Annotated in this window: 18 protein-coding genes and 2 pseudogenes; 12 read left to right on the forward strand and 8 right to left on the reverse strand. The window is 68.3% G+C overall.

Going from position 1 to position 18,799, the window contains the following annotated elements:
• Positions 1-170: 170 nt before the first annotated feature.
• The 6 genes from ACZ516_RS07515 to ACZ516_RS07540 form a co-directional block, all read right to left on the reverse strand.
• Positions 171-698, reverse strand: a complete 528-nt coding sequence (locus ACZ516_RS07515) for a transposase (protein ID WP_468748861.1) — start codon at positions 696-698, stop codon at positions 171-173.
• A 176-nt stretch (positions 699-874) separates the two neighbouring features.
• Positions 875-1,615: a polyprenyl diphosphate synthase gene (gene uppS, locus ACZ516_RS07520; RefSeq protein ID WP_468748862.1), complete on the reverse strand. Its 741-nt coding sequence runs from the start codon at positions 1,613-1,615 to the stop codon at positions 875-877.
• Positions 1,616-1,734: 119 nt separating this feature from the next.
• Complete coding sequence (locus ACZ516_RS07525; RefSeq protein ID WP_468748863.1) at positions 1,735-1,884, reverse strand: hypothetical protein; 150 nt, start codon at positions 1,882-1,884, stop codon at positions 1,735-1,737.
• Between the two features lie 4 nt (positions 1,885-1,888).
• Positions 1,889-2,998, reverse strand: coding sequence for an NAD(P)-dependent alcohol dehydrogenase (locus ACZ516_RS07530; RefSeq protein ID WP_468748864.1), 1,110 nt, complete (start codon positions 2,996-2,998; stop codon positions 1,889-1,891).
• Positions 2,998-3,216 carry a hypothetical protein gene (locus ACZ516_RS07535; RefSeq protein ID WP_468748865.1) on the reverse strand — a complete coding sequence of 73 codons (219 nt, stop codon included), beginning with the start codon at positions 3,214-3,216 and terminating at the stop codon, positions 2,998-3,000. The genes ACZ516_RS07530 and ACZ516_RS07535 overlap by 1 nt, the downstream gene beginning before the upstream one ends.
• Positions 3,216-3,707, reverse strand: a complete 492-nt coding sequence (locus ACZ516_RS07540) for an NUDIX hydrolase (protein WP_468748866.1) — start codon at positions 3,705-3,707, stop codon at positions 3,216-3,218. The genes ACZ516_RS07535 and ACZ516_RS07540 overlap by 1 nt, the downstream gene beginning before the upstream one ends.
• Positions 3,708-4,501: 794 nt before the next feature.
• Between ACZ516_RS07540 and ACZ516_RS07545 the strand changes: the two are divergent.
• Positions 4,502-5,002: pseudogene (locus ACZ516_RS07545) on the forward strand (carboxyl transferase domain-containing protein); the annotation flags it as partial.
• A gap of 477 nt (positions 5,003-5,479) precedes the next feature.
• Positions 5,480-5,704 (forward strand): hypothetical protein, encoded by a 225-nt coding sequence (locus ACZ516_RS07550; RefSeq protein WP_469009024.1) that lies wholly within the window; start codon positions 5,480-5,482, stop codon positions 5,702-5,704.
• Between the two features lie 584 nt (positions 5,705-6,288).
• Here the strand turns inward: ACZ516_RS07550 and ACZ516_RS07555 are convergent.
• The gene (locus ACZ516_RS07555; RefSeq protein ID WP_469009026.1) at positions 6,289-6,972 is read right to left on the reverse strand and encodes a hypothetical protein; all 684 of its coding nucleotides are present in this window, start codon (positions 6,970-6,972) and stop codon (positions 6,289-6,291) included.
• A 218-nt stretch (positions 6,973-7,190) separates the two neighbouring features.
• Between ACZ516_RS07555 and ACZ516_RS07560 the strand changes: the two genes are divergently transcribed.
• The 10 genes and pseudogenes from ACZ516_RS07560 (at position 7,191) to ACZ516_RS07605 (ending at position 18,079) form a co-directional block, all read left to right on the forward strand.
• Complete coding sequence (locus ACZ516_RS07560) at positions 7,191-7,478, forward strand: hypothetical protein (RefSeq protein WP_469009027.1); 288 nt, start codon at positions 7,191-7,193, stop codon at positions 7,476-7,478.
• A gap of 889 nt (positions 7,479-8,367) precedes the next feature.
• Positions 8,368-9,762 carry a metal-dependent hydrolase family protein gene (locus tag ACZ516_RS07565; RefSeq protein ID WP_469009029.1) on the forward strand — a complete coding sequence of 465 codons (1,395 nt, stop codon included), beginning with the start codon at positions 8,368-8,370 and terminating at the stop codon, positions 9,760-9,762.
• A gap of 35 nt (positions 9,763-9,797) precedes the next feature.
• Entirely contained in the window at positions 9,798-10,979 is a 1,182-nt protein-coding gene (locus ACZ516_RS07570) for a histidine decarboxylase (protein ID WP_469009031.1), read from the forward strand.
• Between the two features lie 287 nt (positions 10,980-11,266).
• Positions 11,267-12,310, forward strand: coding sequence for a zinc-binding dehydrogenase (locus tag ACZ516_RS07575; protein WP_469009033.1), 1,044 nt, complete (start codon positions 11,267-11,269; stop codon positions 12,308-12,310).
• Positions 12,311-12,503: 193 nt separating this feature from the next.
• Positions 12,504-12,623 (forward strand): annotated as a pseudogene (locus tag ACZ516_RS07580) (IS5/IS1182 family transposase); the annotation flags it as partial.
• A 246-nt stretch (positions 12,624-12,869) separates the two neighbouring features.
• Entirely contained in the window at positions 12,870-14,201 is a 1,332-nt protein-coding gene (locus tag ACZ516_RS07585; protein ID WP_469009035.1) for a wax ester/triacylglycerol synthase domain-containing protein, read from the forward strand.
• The gene (locus ACZ516_RS07590; protein WP_469009614.1) at positions 14,201-15,388 is read left to right on the forward strand and encodes an acyl-CoA dehydrogenase family protein; all 1,188 of its coding nucleotides are present in this window, start codon (positions 14,201-14,203) and stop codon (positions 15,386-15,388) included. The genes ACZ516_RS07585 and ACZ516_RS07590 overlap by 1 nt, the downstream gene beginning before the upstream one ends.
• Before the next feature lie 44 nt (positions 15,389-15,432).
• Positions 15,433-16,584, forward strand: a complete 1,152-nt coding sequence (locus tag ACZ516_RS07595) for an SDR family oxidoreductase (protein ID WP_469009037.1) — start codon at positions 15,433-15,435, stop codon at positions 16,582-16,584.
• A complete protein-coding gene (locus tag ACZ516_RS07600) occupies positions 16,554-16,814 on the forward strand; it encodes a phosphopantetheine-binding protein (RefSeq protein ID WP_469009039.1) in 261 nt (86 codons plus the stop codon). Before ACZ516_RS07595 ends, ACZ516_RS07600 begins: the two co-directional genes overlap by 31 nt.
• On the forward strand, positions 16,811-18,079 hold the full coding sequence (locus ACZ516_RS07605; RefSeq protein WP_469009040.1) for a beta-ketoacyl-[acyl-carrier-protein] synthase family protein: 1,269 nt from the start codon (positions 16,811-16,813) through the stop codon (positions 18,077-18,079). Before ACZ516_RS07600 ends, ACZ516_RS07605 begins: the two co-directional genes overlap by 4 nt.
• A gap of 430 nt (positions 18,080-18,509) precedes the next feature.
• Here the strand turns inward: ACZ516_RS07605 and ACZ516_RS07610 are convergent, their stop codons facing one another.
• Positions 18,510-18,704, reverse strand: coding sequence for a hypothetical protein (locus ACZ516_RS07610; protein WP_469009041.1), 195 nt, complete (start codon positions 18,702-18,704; stop codon positions 18,510-18,512).
• Positions 18,705-18,799 lie beyond the last annotated feature (95 nt).

Consider the following 18,799-nt stretch of genomic DNA (forward strand, 5'->3'; position numbering starts at 1 on the left):
GACTGTTGCTCAGTCGCTTCTTCGAGCGATGCGGCTGTCGGGAGAAGCGGTTCTTCGGTGCGGGCTGCGAGGGTCGCCGAGGCCGCCGGCTCGCCCACTCTTAAGTCATGGCGTATCCGATGCCGCGGCCGTCCGGTGTTGCCGACGCGACTTGCCCTTGGAACGGCGCTTCACGCTGGCCGGCCTGCCCGGATCCCAACGGATTCCGCTCGTGGAATAATTCTGGTAGCCGTATATCGGATGCCGAAATAGTGGCCGTTAGCACCATCAACCCACTCGTCGCACCCCGTGACAAGACGGAGCCGGAGACATTCTCGTGAACGCGTTGAATGGTTGTGAATTACTGGCCTTGAGGCACCCGCGGAGGGCGTCGGGGCGGTATTGGAGCTGACGTAGTCGTCGGCGGACGGCGGTGGTGAGGGATTGGGGGGCGGCGAAGCCCGGTTGGACGGGACGGTGCGCCGCAACACGGACCAGGTGCCCTTGACGGGATTGAGATCGGGTGCGTAGGCCGGCAGTTGGAAGACTGTGAGCCGGGCCGGGTCGTCAATGTCGCGGCGCAATCCTACTGCGAGGTGACTGTTGAGAGTCCGGTGGGCCGTCGGCAAGGTGCCCGTGGTTCGGGTCCGATTCCGTCGGCCCCCTCCCGAACCGTGCAGGCGGCGGCAAGCGCACACGGCCCGGCAAAGTCCAGCCACGCCGTGCGAGCAGCGCGGCGACGCCTTGGATGGCGCAGCTGATGTGGAACCGGCGCCCGCGCAGGGTCTTGTTCCGGGGTTCGCCCGTCGCCCTCAAAGAGGGGGATGATCTCCTGGGCGAGCGCCTTCCGATTGTTCAGAGCCCAAGCTTCCGGACCCCAGGTTCAAGGATCAAGCTAGGAGCCGAAGCGGCGCTGGCGATGACTGAAGGATTGCAGGGCCTCGGTGAGGTCCTCCCTGCTGAAGTCAGGCCATAGCTGCTCGCAGAAGTGCAGTTCGGCGCGGGCGGCCTGCCACAACAGGAACCCTGACGTTCGGAATTCACCGGACGGACGAATGATGAATTCCGGGTCGGGCTGCCCGGCCGTGGACAGTCGCCTGGACAGTTCTTCTTCCGTCACCGGTACGTCCAGGCCCTTTGTCACGTCCTCGACCAGGGAGCGCACTGCGGCGACGATGTCGCGGCGCCCTCCGTAGCCGATGGCGAGGTTCACCAGCATCCCGGCATTGTGGCGGGTGGCCTCTTCGGTATCGGCGAGTAACCGGACGATCGGCTCGGGGAGCAGGTCGGTACTGCCGATGTGGTGCAGCCGCCACTGGTCGCTCCGGCGCAGCCGGCTGATGACACTTTCGTGGATGGCGTACAGGTCTTCGAGTTCGGAGGCGGAGCGGCGGGCGACGTTGTCGTCGGAGAGCATCCACAGGGTGACGACGTGGATGCCCGATTCCGCACACCAGGTGAGTATGTCGGGGATCTTGCCGAACCCGGTGCGGTGCCCGTCGGCAGCCGATTTCAGGCCGTGCCGACTGGCCCAACGGCGATTGCCATCCAGCACGATACCGATGTGGCGGGGGCACTTGGTCTCCACCTCCGTCGATGGGGGCGACTGGAGTGCGGGTACCGTCGGGAGTTCCATGCTTATCCTCCGATCCTCGTGCTGGGAGCTTCGGTGTGTGTCCCCTGGCCGTGGGGTAGGGCAGCGCGGTGAGTCCGAGATCCTCCTGTCGGGAAATCGCATCGTGTGCTTCGTGCTGTTCACATCTCATCAGTACCGAGCAAGAGCGCGTAGAGCTCTCCCTCCGTGCCGCCCGACAGGTCGACGGTGACGACCTTCTCTTCGGTGTCGTCGTCGATCGCCCTGGGGCTGCCTTCGCGTCCGTTGCCGCCCTGCTCCTTCTGTTTCACCACGTCATTCGAAGACGAGCACCGGTTTGACGGCCTCGCCGGAGCGGATGGCCTCACATGCGTCTTCGATACGGTGGAACGGATATCGGGCGATGAGCCGTTCAAAGGGGAAACGTCCCTGGCGCCACAGGTCGATGAGGTGGGGAATGAGCGCGTGCGGGTCAGAGTCGCCCATGAGCGCCCCGGTCAGCGTCCGGCCCAATTGGAGGTGCCCCTGGTCGATGGTGATGTCGTTCTTCATGGCCTGCAGGCCAAGGGTCGCGCAGGTGCCTGGCCTGCGTAGGGACATCAGTGCCTGGCGCACGACCGCTCCGGAGCCGACCGTATCGATGGCGAAGTCCACCCCTGCACCGACGATTTCAGCGATGGCTCGATCGATGCCGTCGACGCGTCCGGGGTCGACGGTGTGGGTGGCGCCCAATTCTTGGGCCAGCGAGCGCCGACGGGGATTGGGGTCGATCCCTATGATCGGGTGACAGTCTGACACTGTGGCGGCCATGACGGCGCTCATCCCCACTCCGCCGAGACCGAACACGGCGATGCCTTGTGCCGGCTGCGGCCGGAGCATGTTGAAGACGGTCCCGGCACCGGTGAGGACTCCGCAGCCCAGGGGGCCGAGAACCTCGATGGGCAGGCCTGCCGGAAGCGCGGGCAACTTCACCGCGTTACGGTCGCTGGCCACGGCATAGGTGCCGAAGGACGACTGGCCGAGCCAGTTGCCGTGCACGGGGAGCCCGTTCTGGGTGAGAGTCGTGGAACCGTCCAGGCGAGTGCCGGTGTAGTTCAGAGCCGCAAAAAACTCGCAATGGGCCGGACGCTTGGCCGCGCACCCGGCACAGCCGCCGCACGAATCGAAGCTCAGGACCACTTCGTCGCCGACCGCCAGGGCATCCACGGCGGAGCCCACTGCCTCCACCACGCCCGCCCCCTCGTGCCCGAGCACAAACGGAACCGGAAGCGGCACGACGCCGGCGGCAGCGGCGAGGTCGGTACGGCAGATCCCCGTTCCGCTCATCCGCACCAGTACCTCACGGGCCGAAAGAGGACCGATCTGGACCGGCTCCAACGAGATGGGCCCACCCGGCTCCTTCAGGAGAGCGACAGTCGCTTCCATCAGGAGTCCTGGCCGTCGGACGTGACCAGTCCACAGTGAAGCGCGAAGACCGGTTTGGCGGCTGGCCGGGCCTTCAGGAGTTTGTTGACCGGTCCGCGGACGCGCATCAGCCCGTCGGCCATGCCGGACGCCGCTGACGTAGCCGGTGCGGAAGCAGCTACCCGGAAAAAGCCGCGCAGGTGCTTGTCCATCTCGCTCTCCTTGTCGCGGTACGTCATCAGGTGCAGCTCCTGAGATAGTGGTTGAATGCAGTCTCGGTGTCCGGGATAAGTGGCCAGCGTTTGGCGGACTGTCGGTATTCCGTCAGGGTGAGCCAGTCGAACCAGGCGATTTCGTGGGTGTCAGGGGTGATCTCTGCCGTAAGGACGGTTTCGTGGATTCCGAACCAGTAGGGGAATTCAGCTCCTTGGCAGATGAACTTGAACAGAGGGCGTACCTCCGCGTGGGTGCCGAGTTCCTCCAGTACCTCGCGAGCTGCGGCCTCGGCGTAACTCTCTCCGACCTTGACCGCTCCACCGACGAGGGCCGTGTACAGGCCGGCGCACCACGGCATCTCCATGGACCGTCGGTGGACCAGAACCCGCCCCTGGGGATCGCGGCACACTACGCCCGCCACGCGGTGCAACCATCCGTTGCGCACGGCCTCCTGGCGATCCACCACATGGAGAACGTGGTCCTGCGTGTCCACACGCTCGACCAGTTCGCTCATGTCAGCTCACACCCCCGAGTCGGGCCCTTCCATCGGCGAGGAGTAGGCACCTGAGCCTGATATCCGCTGCACGGCAGATCTCCCTCAGGCCGAAACCCCCATAAGGTTACGCTGAGTACGGCCACGTCCGCCCTGCTTTCTTGATCCTGGGCTTGTACTGGTCATTCGTACGGTCGGTGCACGGTGATCGGCTGGGGCGTTCGGATCAGCCCGTCAGGATTCCGCATATCGAAGTCCGCCGTCTCTTGTAGGGCGGCGACGGCTCGGACGTGTTACGGCGCCACCTGCTCGGCGTATTCTGCTTCCGCAGCCCGGGCGAATCTCACGATCTCGGGAGCTGATTACCCAGCCGTACTTCCCAGTGCACCATGAGGCGGTCCCGTTGACCTAGCAAATGTGTCGCGAAGGTGTGAATGCGTTGAACGCGCTAAATGGGTTGAAGGATTGTGGGGTCGTGAACACCACCTGCTACTTCGCCGCGGCGTGGTCCCCTGCTTTCAACGCGTTCACGCCGTCGGTTGAACGCGTCTGCTTCGACATCGCGGTGCCGGGTACCACTGACGGGGCGCGCCCGCAGGCTGTGGTGGCGCTTCCCAGCTGTAGCGCAGCGCGCCATGAGAGGGGCCGCCGCTGGGCGGGCTTCGCGTCACGCGTGGCGGCCCATGATTCCGCAGCACGGGGAGGAGTATCCGTGAGCGCACCAGAGGACCGTCATCCCACTCAAACAGGAGGCTGAAGCCTTCGCGCGAATTCAGCAGGGGATCCAAGAAGGCGACCCTGAAAGGGTCCGATGACAGCGCGCGAAGGGCAAGAAGACGGCACGGGAGCGCATTGACCTGCTGTTCGATGCCGACTTGTTCACCGAGATCGGCCAGTTGCGCCGCCATCACGCCAACGGCTTCGGCATGGAGAACAAGAGACTGCGCACCGACGGAGTCATCACCGGCTGGGGCCCTGTGCACGACCGCACCATCTATGTATATACCCACGCCTTCGCCCGCTTCGGCGGCGCACTCGGCGAAGTCCACGCCGAAAATGTCCAAGAAATCGTGGACTTGGCAATCTCCACAGGCGCACCCCGCGGCTCCCTCAAGGACGAAGACGGCGTCCGCGTTCATGAAGCCATGTTGGCACTCGCCGGTCATGGCGGAATCTTCCGGCGCAACTCCCGGGCCTCGGGCATGCTTCCGCACATCAGCGTGACTCCCGGGCCGCGCACGGGCGGTGCAGCCTACAGCCCTGCCCTCACCGACTTCGTCTTCATGGTCCGCGACTGCACCCGTATGTTCATCACCAGCCAGGCGGGACGCTGTATCCGCGCTGGCCATCTTCTTCCGGACAAATGATGTTGGCAGCGCCTTCCGCACCCATGACGGCGACGTCATTGTCGGGCCAGGTCGGAGTGCCCAAGCTCGGTCCTGCACTCCTCGATCTTTTTCTGACGAACAGCATCAAGGGGGCGGCTGGAGCGCTGGGGACCTGGCCAGAGCGATCGACTTCCTGGGCGAGGCGAGTGGGTGACACTGAGCTACGACCGCACCTCGGTGGCGTACTGGCTCTCCGGGTCGCGCCCGCGATCCCCTGTCCCCGATCTCGCCGACCGGGCACTGAGCCGCCGCGGCGGGAGCGTGATCACCCTTGGGGACCGGGCTGCCCCAGCCACCGAGGAGAGCGATCCAGCACGTCGACTCACCGCGCTGTGCCGCCACGACACAGACCCCGCCCGGCGGTCCCCGCTGACCACCAGCGCCTGCACACTGGCCACTCTCGCCTTGCCCGACTGGACTCGCCGGCCGAGATCCGCCTCTCTGGACGCAGGCCAGCGGGCGGTCGCCTGCTCGTCATCGGATGTGCGCGTCCTGGAGGAGATGGTGGGGGTGCTCGCCTCCCTGGGCTCGGCCGACAGCGGGGGAGCATGCCGTTCCGCGCTGTCCGCCTACCTCGCTGACGGCATGCTGGTCGCTCCGACCACCTCCGTGATACACCACCAACTCTGAACAGCGGCAGCCCAGTTGCGCGCCTGCTGGAAGTGATGACTGAGGGCGCGGGATATGTGGGCCTCGCCCAGCGTTACTACTGCACCACGCTGGACCTGGCCCGTGAGGCCGATGACCGCGGGCAGAGGAGCACAAGTCCGCGGAGGCGACGGACAAACCCTGCACGGCCCGGTTGCCCGGCGCAGCGTCTCGACTGCCCCGGTCTCCACGATGGCATTCGCATACAGCGGCTCAAAAGCAAAGGGATCGTCCACACCCTCAGCTTCACCCTCGGCCTCGCAAGACGCAGCATTCCCGGCTTTCCAGACTGTATTGCACCCGCAGAAAGGATTCAGCTTCCGCCGCATGGTCCTGTGTGCCCGGTCGTGCCGCGCGCCCAAGACGGCTCGGCATGTCTTCCGTCATCAAACCGACCGAGCAGTTCCGAGCCCGAATACACAAGAGCGCAAGCGCACAACGCGTTCACACCACGAGGGCGGAGGCGAGATCCCGACGGGCCGGATGCGGGCACCCGGGGAACCAGAGGCCTCCGCGCCCGAGCGGCAGAGCACTTGAACCCTGTCCCCCTGCTTTGAGCACTGCGCCTACTCCGCCAGCTGCTTCTTCAACTCGGCGGCGTGCGGGCCGGTGTCCGTGGCAGGCATCTTCCACCGGTAGGCGGTCTCTTCGCCGTCCACGTACATCAGGGTTCCGCCCTCTGCCTGCGTCGGCGTCAGATCGAATGCCTGCAGCCGCCACTGGTAGGTACCCGGCTGCACGGCATCAGCGTTGTTGTACTTGCCGATGGTGATGCTCGTGGAGCTGCCGCTGTCGAAGCCGATCGACTCTCCGTCGGAGGCGATCCACGACCAGCCCCCGCCACTGATCGGCGCCACCTCGTCAGCCGGCGCCCCCGTCACCGCCTTGTCCTTCATGGTGACGACGGCGAAGACCCCGCTTTCGGCGGGCTCGGTGCCGCTCTTCTGCACGTACACCACGGTGTCGGGGGTGATCTGCAGGACGCCAGAGCCACCGTCACCGATGGTCTGCGCGCGGTCGCCGAGTTTAAGATCGGCCGCCGTCTGTCCCTCGGTCCCGTCCCCGCCGGTGCCGGATCCTTGCTTTCCGGCACAGTGGCGCAGCCATTCCCTCTGGCTGACGTTCTGGTCCGCACAGTCGACCTTCTTCGCGGACGGCTTCCTCTCAGCCTTGTCGTCCCCATCTCCGCCGCACGCGGTCAGGGCGGCGAGGAGAAGCGCGGCGGTTGCGGTAGCAGTACGAACGCGCATGGGTGCCCCCAGAGTTGAGCCAGTCGGGACACCGTAGGGCAGAAGCGGCCAGCGAGGGAGAGGGTCTCGTGGCCGTGCGGCGACGGGTCCTGATCCGATACGCCGCCAACGGAGGCTTCGGGACCGAGGCCCTGTAGGGGCGCTCGCATACGACCGGGGAACGGTACTGAAGGCATGCGGCCGTCCTCGGCCCCGCCCGACGAGCGGAGGTGCCGCGCGTGAAGCAGCAGACGACCTTGATGCCCGACGAGTCGGTGTCGGTGCCAAGTCCCCCTTCGCGGACCCTGGCGTCCGCGATGTTCGTTGTCCGTCATCGACCTCTGGTGGCGACCCTGGCCCTGCTAATGACGCTGGTGACCGGGTGGGTGGGGTACGACGTCGCCGAGCGCCTCTCCGCGGACGGCATGCTCCCGTCCCGGGCCGAGTCGCTGCGCGTGAACGCCATGTGCCCACGGGACACCGACGCCGCCGGCCAGGGCGATTCCGCAGCGGTCGGCGATGGGTGAGCCCCCGGCGACGCCGCGCGCGGTCGCGCCGAAGCACAGGCGGTGCCCACGGCCACACTCGAGCCTTGGGCCGGCAGGGTGATGCCGATCCCCGCAGCGGTGACCCGCGTCGAACAGCGCGTCGGCGGGTAGTTCGTCGGATAGCCGTGCATGGCGATTCTTCGGTGAGTGGTAGTCGTGGCGCCCGCTCTCGCTTCGGACGTGCCCACCCCCGCGACGCCGGCACTCTCCCACGAGGTGCATGCGGCGCACGTCAACCCGTGCCCGATGTCGCATCGGGCAACGACCTCGGCCGGCGGTGCGACTTCCACGCAAGGAGCAATCGCCCGAGTCGACCCATCTCCCTTCCGGATACAGGGCACTCGGATCAATGTGACTACGTGGATACAAAACGGCGGGCAGGACGCGGTTCGACAGGTTCGTCGAGGATGTTTGGATTCGCTCGTCGAGGGCGGCCCACGGCCTGTTGGGTGGGAGCGGGCCGACCTCCCGCGCAGGGAGAGTGATCTTTGCATCACCTTGTGTGATCGGAATCGGCGCGAATACAGTGGTTCCGGCCGCTATACGGCTCTCTCGGCATTTCTGGTTCACCGCGTCCCGGCAAGTACCTGGAAGACCGGGTGATGTGAGTGCCTCCCCGACGTCCGCACGAGTTCTTTCCCCCGCTCCCGGCAGACGCCGCGGCCCCAAGGGGCCATCGCACGGGCTCGTACACCAAGACCGGGTTTCGCGTCGTCGATCACCGGGTCGGCCGTGAACGCCTGGACGAAGCCCGCAGAATATCGGGGGAGTTGGTCCCGCACCCCACGTCCGGTCGGCGCGAGGCGGGCATCTGCGCGGGACCGGAGACAGTCCGAGATTCCCGCCCCGGAGCCGGCACGGACGTCCGATGGTGACGCCGCGCAGGGGTCGCGAGGACCCGGCCCGCGGTGATCGAGCCCCTGACCGTGCGGAGCGCTCACTGCTGATCAGCGCGGCGCGCTGGTGGGATCCCGCCGAGAACAGCACCCGCGACAACGCCCGGGTTCTGGTCCGGGACGGTCTTATCCACCACGTCGGACCCGGGGCGGCAGTGCCGTCCGGAGCACGCAGGATCGACCTGGGTGACCGGACGCTGCTGCCGGGGTTGATCGACTCTCACGTGCACCTCACCGAGGCCTCCCCCACGTCGATCTCCGATCCCGTCAGCGCCCAGACACTCGCCGCGCTACCGCACCTGGACAGCCTGCTGCGCAACGGCTTCACCACGGTCAGGGACATGGGCGGGACCCTCGAGGACCCCCTGGTCATCCACCTGCGCGACGCGGTGGCCCGGCGAATCGTGCCGGGCCCCCGCCTGCTCGTCGCACCCCACCTGATCTCCGCGCGCGGCGGACACGGGGACAAAACGGCCGCGGCCGTTCCGCACGGGGCCCACGAGGTGGGGCCCCTCGCCGACGGGGCCAACGAGATCGAGCGCCGGGTTCGCGCCGATGCCCGCGCGGGCGCCGACTGGATCAAGTTCGCCGCCACCGGCGGCGTCACCCACCCCGACGACTCACCGCTGCGCGTGACCTATTCACAGCTCGAGATGAACACCCTGGTGGGCACCGCGCGCGACCTGGACCTGCCGTGCGCGGTCCACGCGTTCTCCGACGAGGGCATCCGCCGCGCCGTCCGGGCGGGCGTTCGCTCCGTCGAACACGCGTGCCTGGCCACATCGGCAACCCTCGACACGCTCCGACCGCACGGCGTCTACCTCGTCCCCACCATGTACGCCGTGTCGTACTTCCTGTCCCACCTCGACGACGACGCGTTCTGGACCGACCGAGACGCCAAGGAGCGCGCGAAACTGGTACGGCACGCACCGACCCTGCGGGGACACGGCCGGCGGGTGGCCGCCTGCACGGCGACCATCGCCTACGGCACCGATGCCGGGGTGCTCCCACACCGCGACAACTGGCGCGAGTTCCCCGCGATGACGACGGCGGGCCTGACTCCCCTGCAAGCGTTGCGCTCGGCCACCGTCTCGGCCGCCGAACTCCTGCGAAGACCACGGCTCGGTCGCATCGCCGCAGGAGGCGTCGCGGACCTGATCGCCGTGCCGGGAGACCCGTTGCGCGACATCGACACCATGGGCGGCGTCGACTTCGTTCTCCAGGACGGCCGTGTGCACGTCGACCCCACCGACCCACCCCGTCGCGAGCACTCGGTGGAGCCGATGCGAGGCGATGTGCGGGCCGACGACGCGATTCTCCCGGCCCCGGGCCGGCTCGAACTCCGCCTGCTTCGAAATCCTCCGTGACATCGCCGCCTTCCGACCACCCGACAGGAGATCGCATGCGCGTCCCCTTGGAAGAGGACCTGGCCATCGCAGACGAGCCCCGCACCGCCGAGGGGCTGGCAGCCGATCGCGCCCTCCTGAACGACGTCGCCTCCTGGATGCGCGACGAGCGCGCCTACTCCATCGGCGCTCCCGTCAACCTGGACATCGACTACCGGCACCTCGCGCCGTTCCTGGCGGTGCACGGCAACAACGCCGGAAGCCCCTGCGGAACCAGCGAATACCGTCTGCACACCAAGCACTTCGAGCGCGCCGTCGTCGACTTCTTCGCCACGCTGGCCGGCGCCCCGTCGGGCGCCGCGTTCGGTTACGTGAGCAACGGCGGCACCGAAAGCAACCTGTTCGGCGTGTTCGTCGGCCGCGAACGCCACCCCGACGCCGTCCTGTACGCGTCGCGGGACGTGCACTACTCCGTCCCCAAGATCGCCCGCCTGCTCCGCATGGAACTCGCTTCGATACCCACCGGTCGACATGGGGCGATGGACCCGCGAGCTCTGGAATCGGCATGCCGAGCGAATCGACACCGCGCCGCGGTCGTCGTCGCCACCATCGGCAGCACGGGAAGGGGAGCTGTCGACGATCTCCCCGCCATCCACGAGGCGTTGTCCGGCGCCGGCGTCGAACGCGCGCACCTGCACGCGGACGCGGCGTTCGGCGGCCCGTTGGCCGCACTGGGACCGTCCCCGCGACCGTGGGGTTTCGCCGACGGCGCCGACAGCATCGCGATCAGCGGCCACAAGATGGTCGGCTGCCCGATCCCGTGCGGCATCGCCCTGGCCCGCCCGGAGCACATGGACAACATTCGGGAGAAGGGCGCGGCGGTAGGCGCCGACGACGACACCATCGGCGGCTCCCGCGACGCCCTCTCACCCGTCCTCCTGTGGCACGAGCTGCGCCGGCTCGGCCGCGAGGGGATGGTCGACCGCGTCCGCGAATGCCTGCGGATCGCGGAATACGCCGCCGAACGCCTGGGGCGATGCGGTCGGCGTCCCACGCACCGGTCCGGTACCAACACGGTGCTCTTCGACGCCCCCTCGCAGGCGATGTGCGAGCGGTGGCACCTGTTCCAGGTCGACGGCCGGGCCCACCTGGTGACGATGCCCCACGTCACCGAGGACCACGTCGATCGCCTGTGCGCCGAACTCACCGACCCGCCTACCGACGGAACGCCGGGGTGAAGCGAACCCGCGAAACCACGAACGCGGGTCGGATCAGTGAGGAGCCCCGCTGCGAGCCGAGAGCGGTATGCCCGCGCAGCGGCTCAACGGCCGTGCCTCGCCTGGGCGGGCGATTTGGGGGGCTCCCTGGGCGCACGCCGCCGCCACCGGGCGGCGCCAGCGCGCCTTCCACAACGCGCAGGCCGCGGCCCGGCACCCGATCGAGGCCGAACGTTCGGGGCATGCGTTCCCCGCTCACGGCCGACACCCACCCGAGACAAGTACCGTCGAGAATGGAGCACCCCCGGATGCGCGCAACACTCATGTACGGCGCCGGCGACGTCCGCATCGAGAACGTCCCCGACCCCGTCGTCAAACTGCCCACCGACGCACTGGTCCGCATCACCGCGTCCTGCGTCTGCGGCAGCGACCTGCACCCCTACGGCTCGATGAAGCCCGAAGACGGCCCGACACGCATGGGCCACGAGTTCGTCGGCATCGTCGAGGGGGCCGGTTCCGAGGTCACCACCGTCAAGAAGGGCGACATGGTCGTTGCGCCGTTCGCCATCTGCGACAACACCTGCGCCTTCTGCCATGAGGGCCTGCACACCTCCTGCGCCCACCCTCAGGCCAACCTGTGGGACGGCGAACCGGAGGAGGGCGGCCAGGCCGAGGCGATCCGTGTCCCGCTCGCCGACGGCACCCTCGTCAAGCTCCCCGTCGCGCCGGACTCGGCCCTGATCCCCTCCCTGCTGACGCTCTCGGACGTCCTGGGCACCGGTCACCACGCCGCCGTGGCCGGCGGCGTCGACGAACGCTCCCACGTCACCGTGATCGGTGACGGTGCCGTCGGCCTGTTGGCGGTCCTGTCGGCCAGACGTCTGGGCGCCGAACGGATCATCCTGATGGGGCGCCACCGGGCGCGCACCGACCTCGGCCGGGCCTTCGGCGCCACCGACGTCGTCTCCGCCCGCGGCGAGGAAGGCATAGCCCGGGTACGCGAACTGGGCGGCGGGCACGGCACGCACGTGGTCATCGAAGCCGTCGGCCACATGCCCGCCTACGAGCAGGCACTGGGGGTCGTCCGCCCCGGCGGCGTCATCAGTCGCGTCGGCCTCCCGCAATACCAACAGGCACCCGTCGGCTTCGACAGCCTCTTCGGCCGCAACATCCGCCTGGCCGGTGGAGTGGCCCCGGCCCGGGCCTACATCGAGGAACTGCTGCCCGACATCGTGGACGGCACCATCGAGCCGGGAAAGGTCTTCGACACCTCGACCGACCTCGACGGCGTCCCCGCCGGCTACCGGGACATGGCCGACCGCAAGAGCCTCAAGGTCCTCATCAAACCCTGACCCGGGTTTCGATCGGCCCGGACCGGCGGCGTACACCCACGCGGTGCCGGAGGACGCCGTGCGGAGCGGGTCGACAGCGCCCGTTGCGTCACGTCACACGTCTACCGCGAACTCATCCGAGAGACGTAGTACACAAGCGAATTCGCGAGGCCCCGCCCCTTCCCGTGCAGCCTCCGACAGCCATTCGACAGGCCTCGCCCGCGACCACGAGACCAAACCGGAGCACTCCGAAAGCATGATCCGCCTCGCTACGATCCCGAACCTCGCCAAACGGGCAACCGGCGAAGCCACTCCAATCCGGCGAAACGCTTGAGCCGCAATCACCCCATGAACTACATGCACCAGACGTTCCCTGGAGGGACCCCCTGGTCGTCTGCTGCGTAGGGCTCATCGTCAACCGCTATCACCGAGCTGCCGCTTCCGTGTCACCGGCTGAGCCGCACAGGTGAATGACGTACTGGGTTTCCGCCCGCCTCTTGCATGCTGGGGCGGTCCTCGCACGCTCACCTCCGGGCCGGGGCTTGCCACCAGGCGGATTGAACCAAGGAAGCCAGCCACTGTGAACTCGCCACCGTCCTTCCGTACTTCAGCTCTGGACCGGGCATTTCTTGCGTTCGGAAGCAGGAACCCGGATGCATGTCTGGACGTGGGAGCGATCCTGTATGCGGAGGGCGAAGCACCGTCCCTGGACGACCTGAGGTGTCTGGTCGGCGGGGCGCTGCACGAGTTGCCGGTGCTGTCTCACGCACTGCGCGGGTCGGCCTCGGCCGTCGCCTGGGCGCCCGATCCCGGTTTCCAGGTAGATCGGCACGTGGTGGAGACAGTCGTGGCGGGTGCGGGGCGTACGTGTGTGGCGAACGAGGTCCAGCGGTTGTGGGCCGGGCCGCTTCCTTCCGGACTTGACTGGGAGATGCGGTTGGTGCGGCCCTCCTCGGGCCACGGTTGGGCGCTGTCTTATCGCGTGCACCACGGCAGGCAGGACGGTGTGGCGATCGCGCAGACGTTGCAGACCCTCATCGCCCCAGCAGAACCGGGGCCGATCCCGCGTCCGGCCGCCGGCAAAGGGGCCGGCACCGGCGTGGGGCGATTCCTGCGGGCGTTGGGTACGGGTGCGGCGATGTATGCCGGGTATCGGCGCTTCCCGCCGACCGGGCTGGGGGCGGAGTGGGAACTCTCGGGTCGGCGTCGGGTCTCGACCGCCGCAACGTCGCTGCCCCGGTTGCGTTCGGTGGCGCGCGCGGCCGGAGGATCGGTCAACGATGTTCATCTGGCCGCTCTGGCGGGAGCGGTGCGCGCCTGGTGCTTGGAGGCGGGCAGGACTCCCGCGCCGCTGGCCGTCGCCGTCCCGCTCAATGTCAGGCGCGCCGAGGAGTCGTCGACGTGGGGCAATAGGTGCTTCTTGCGTCGGGTGTGGCTGCCGTGCCAGGAGAGCGACCCGCAGGTCCGCCTGCTGCAGACCGTGGAGGCGGCCACCGTGCTCAAGTCGGCGCGCGTTCGCCAGACTGCACAGGACCTGCTGCACGGCTCGCCGGCCTGGCTGGTGACATTCGCACTTCACCGTGTGCTGGATGCGCGCTATGCCCCGGTCATCTCGTCGTACGTGCCGTGCACGCAGGACGAAGCGGCGGTGCCGCCGTCAGTGACTGACGTGCTGCCGATGACCCTGCTGCCTCCCGGGCATCCGTTCAATGTCGGCCTGACGACCTACGGCACGACCGCCCAGATCTGCGTGATCAGCGATGTGGCGGTGCCGGGCGTGGACCGGCTCCCGGTGTTGTGGCAGCAGGCCGCCGAACAGCTGTGGGAGGCGATCCCGTCGTGTCCCCCCGCTCCCGGACACCCGGCCAGCGTCCGGGCGGGCGTCCCGGAAGGGGGGCGTGCCCGTTCATGATGCCGACGTCACGAGCAGCTGCAGACGGATGCGCCATCACACTGGGCGGTGAGGAGCGGTCCGATCTTCGCCGTGCTGTCGCACAAGTGGGGCGCGACTACGGGATGGAGTACTTCCTGCAAGAGGTCCGCGCGGGCAAGCGGTGCGAGGACCTCTGGGCCGACCTGGGACGCTGCGGTTTCACCGGGGTACACCTGCCGGAAGCTTACGGGGGCGGCGGCGCGGGCATGGCCGAACTGTGCGTGGTGGCCGAGGAGATCGCCGCCCACGGCTGCCCCCTCCTCATGCTCATGGTGTCCTCGGCGGTGTGCGGGACGATCCTGGCCCGCTTCGGCTCGGAGGAACAAAAGCGCCGTTGGCTGCCGGGCATCGCGGACGGTAGCGGAACCATGGCCTTCGCGATCACCGAGGCGGACGCCGGCTCCAACAGTTACCGCATCGCCGCCACGGCCCGGCCCGACGGGCAGGACTGGGTCCTGTCCGGCCGTAAGGTCTTCACCTCCGGTGTCGACACGGCTGCGGCCGTCATGGTCGTCGCCCGCGCCGAACTCCCCTCGGGCGAGGTGACCCCGGGGCTGTTCGTCGTCGAACGTGACGCTCCGGGCCTGGAATGTCGCCCCATTCCGATGGACGTCGCACTGGCTGAACAGCAGCATGCCCTGTTCTTCGATGACGTGCGGGTACCGCACGCGGCAAGAGTGACGGCCGGGGAGGACGGGCTCAAGCCGCTGTTCGCCGGGCTCAACCCGGAACGACTGGTGGCCGCTTCCCTGGCCACCGGGCTCGGCTCGCTGGCTCTGCGCCGCGCTGTCGACTATGCCTGCGAACGCACGGTGTGGCAGACGCCCATCGGGGCCCATCAGGGCATCGCTCACCCCCTCGCCAGCGCCTCGATCGAGACAGAGCTGGCCCGGCTGATGACCGCAAAGGCCGCGGCCCTGTGTGACCTGGGACAGCACAAGGCCGCCGGTGAAGCGGCGAACATGGCCAAGTACGCCGCGGCCGAGGCCGCCGCCCGGACCGCCGACAAGGTACTGCAGGTCTTCGGCGGGAACGGCATGTGCACGGAGTACGGCGTCGTCCCTTTGCTCGGACTGTCCCGGGTCATCCGCGTCGCACCGGTCAGCCAGGAAATGATCCTCAATCACATTGCCCACAGCTCGCTGGGATTGCCGAAATCGTACTGAGGCAGCCGCGGGGGGTTGCCGACCACATGAAGGGACACAGGCGTATGCTCATCGCCCTGACCGGCGCAACCGGCTTCCTCGGCTCCCACCTGCTGGCCCGCTTCCTGGCCCAAGGGGCCGACGCCGTTGTGCTCGTCCGGGACGACGGGCCGTCCGGACAGCACCGCCTGCGGCGTGCCCTCGACGCCACCGACAGCCCTTTGCCCGCGGACTGGAAGCGTCGAGTGCGCTTGCTCACTGTTGACCTGACTCGGCCCGGACTGGGCCTGAGCACGCCAGAGCGCCGAGGTCTGGCCACGGCGGTCGACGCCTGGTGGCACAGCGCCGGACTGATCGACCTGGTCGGCGACCTCCAGGCGCTGCACCGGATCAATGTCGACGGCACTCGTCACCTGCTGGACTTTCTGCATCAGACCGATGCGCGTGGACGCATGGTGCACATCAGCACCGTCTATGTCGCAGGTGGGCGGCTCGAAGGGCTGGTCAAGGAGACCGACCTCAGCGACCGGCACGGCTTCCTGACGCCGTACGAGCAGAGCAAGTACCTCGCCGAACTGCTCGTCCGCTCCTGGGCACACCGCCATGACCGGCCCGTCACCGTCCTGCGCCCCGCCGTCCTGGTCACATCCCGGTACCGCCCTCCCGCCGCTCCCCGTAACCCGCTCTCAGAGATAGGGGCGCGTCTGTCGCTGTTGAGTCGCGATCACGCGGCGTGGTCCGCGATCGCCGCGGCAGCAGGCCCTCTTCGTTTCCCCGGTCGTCCGGACGCCACCGTGAACCTACTGCCGGTCGAGTACGCCGCCGAGGTGATGGGCCGCCTGCTCGGCCACAGCCCGCTCACGCACACCGACACCTTCCACATCACCCATCCACGAGACACGCCTGTGCAGTCGGTCCTGGCCGCCTGCCAGCGGCTATGGCCCTGCCTGGATGTCCGTCTCGATCCTTCCTGCACACACCTGGGACCGGCTCAGCGCGTCCTGGCCGACATCACCGGAGGGATCACCGCATACAGCCGGGTGCACCGCCGATACGACAGCGCTCTGCTGCGCCAGACCCTCTCCCCCGGCGTTCCCCCACCGTCCGACCTGGACATGGCGTACCTGTGCCAGGCCCTCCGTCCGACTGCCGCCCGCCCGCCTCACACACTGAACCAGGAACCCCCATGTCCGAGCGACCTGACCCGTACCAGCTGATCACCGATACTCTGCGCAGCACCTTCGATCTAACGGAAGACGAACTACGGCCGGAGGCCACGTTCTACGAACTGGGCTTGGACTCCCTTGCGTTGGCCGAACTCGCCGTCGCCGTCGCGGAGGAGAGCGGATGCCGTCTGGACGACCTCACGGCCAACCACACACTGGCCCAGGCGGCCGAGGCAGTAGCCGCCCGGCTCACCCCCACCATGGCGCGCACTCTCCCATGACACCCGACGACATCGTGATCACCGGCCTGGGTCTGGTGACGCCCGCCGGTATCGGCACACAGCAGACCTGGGACCGCCTCCTCGTGGCGGAATCCACGGCCACCACCGATCCGCTGCTGGCCGGCCTGCCCGTCGACATGTCCTGCCGCGTTCCCGACTTCGACGCCGCCGCTCTCCTGGGCCGCCGCCTGGACCTGCGTCTGGACCGGGTGACGAAGCTGGCCCTTGTCGCCGCCCGCGAGGCCGTCACGGACGCGGGCCTGGCGGGCGGCACATGGGATCCGGCCCGTGTGGCAGTGGTCATCGGCATCGGCACCTGCAGCTTCGACCGGTACGAGAGCGAATTCGCCAAAATCGCCGAAAACCGCTCCGAGCTCGTCTCCCCGCTGGCGATCATCCGCAGCGTGCCGAGCATGATCGCCGGAGAGATCTCCCTTGACCTGCAGACCCAGGGCCCGAGCCTGGCCGTCTCCACAGCGTGCGCGTCGGGCACGACCGCCCTGGGCATCGCACGCGACCTGCTGCGCGCGGGCAGCTGTGACATCGCCCTCGCCGGCGGTGCCGAGGCCAACCGTACGCGCATCCCCACTGTCTGCTTCTCCCAAATGCGAGCCCTCTCACGCCGCTGCCACGCCCCTGCCACCGCATCGCGCCCCTTCGACCGGGACCGGGACGGCTTCGTCCTGAGCGAGGGCGCCGGCCTCATGGTCCTCGAACGCGCCCCCCACGCCCGGGCCCGAGGCATCGTTCCGCGGGCCCGCCTCGCCGGCTACGGTGCCTCCTGCGACGCCCACCACATCGCCGCCCCCCACCCGCAGGGCAGAGGCGCCGCGCAGGCCCTGCGCATGGCCCTCCACGACGCCGGTTTGTCCCCCCAGGACGTCGGTTTCATCAACGCCCACGGCACCGCCACCCGTGAGAACGACCTGATGGAATCCCACGCGCTCCACGCGGTCTTCCCCCACGTACCACCCGTCACCTCACTGAAAGGCACACTCGGCCACTCGTTGGGAGCCACCGGCGCCATCGAGGCAGCCTGCACCGTTCTCAGCCTCGAACACGACCTCGTCCCGCCCACCGCCAACCTGGACTCCCAAGACCCGGCAATCGACCTGGACATCGTCCACCACGCACCGCGAAGCCTCCCTCTGACCACGGCCGTCAGTAACTCCTTCGGCTTCGGCGGCCACAACGCCGTCGTCGTACTCGCGGGCGTGCCAAATCAGCGGGCGGTTGGTGCTGTAGCGGGCGGCCGTCTCCCCTAGCCCGTAGGTCCTTAATCTGTTCGTGGTGAGGGGACGGGCCGCCGCATACTTTCCCCGCGGCCCCGTCCGGCGTCGAGGTGTCCCCATTACCGTGTTCCTCGTCCCGCAACGGGGCGACCGGCCTTCGGAGTTGGTATGACTACCGAAGGGGTGCTGGGCCTCCCCCTCTGCGGGCGGCGCCGTTTCGAAGCCGAACGAGTCGTCGAGCTCCGCCTCCGCGACACACCCGTCCTGCCGACGCCCGGCGACGAAAGCGGTACTGACGTGCGTGACGCGGCAGCCCGGGCGGGCGTGTTCCGCGCACAAGTACGTGCGCGGCGCCGAGAGTGAGATGTCGGCGGCGCTGCCAGATGGTGTTCGTTCGCTTCACGAGCCGGCGGTAGTGAGCCGGCGGCAAAGCCAGGCGCGGTCGGGAGACGTCCCCCGACAGTCAGTGCAAGCGCTCCAGCGCCGCCCGCGGCGGCGACCCGCCGGCCAGGCCGGAGAGCGACGTGAGGATACGTGCGCGCAAGGCGGCAGGTGTGCCGCACCCGAACGCCGTGACCTCACAGCCTTCTTCGATGAGCAGGGCGTACAGCAGGCGGGAGCTCAGAAAACCGGTGGCTCCGGTGAACAGAATCGACATGCGCGAGACTTTCGCACTGTCCCGGTCCTTCCGGTCCCCTCAGCGGGGAGGTCGGGGAGGCAGCACCGGTGACCGCGTCGCCGATCACCCGGATG

Source organism: Streptomyces sp. NPDC034037 (assembly GCF_055575715.1).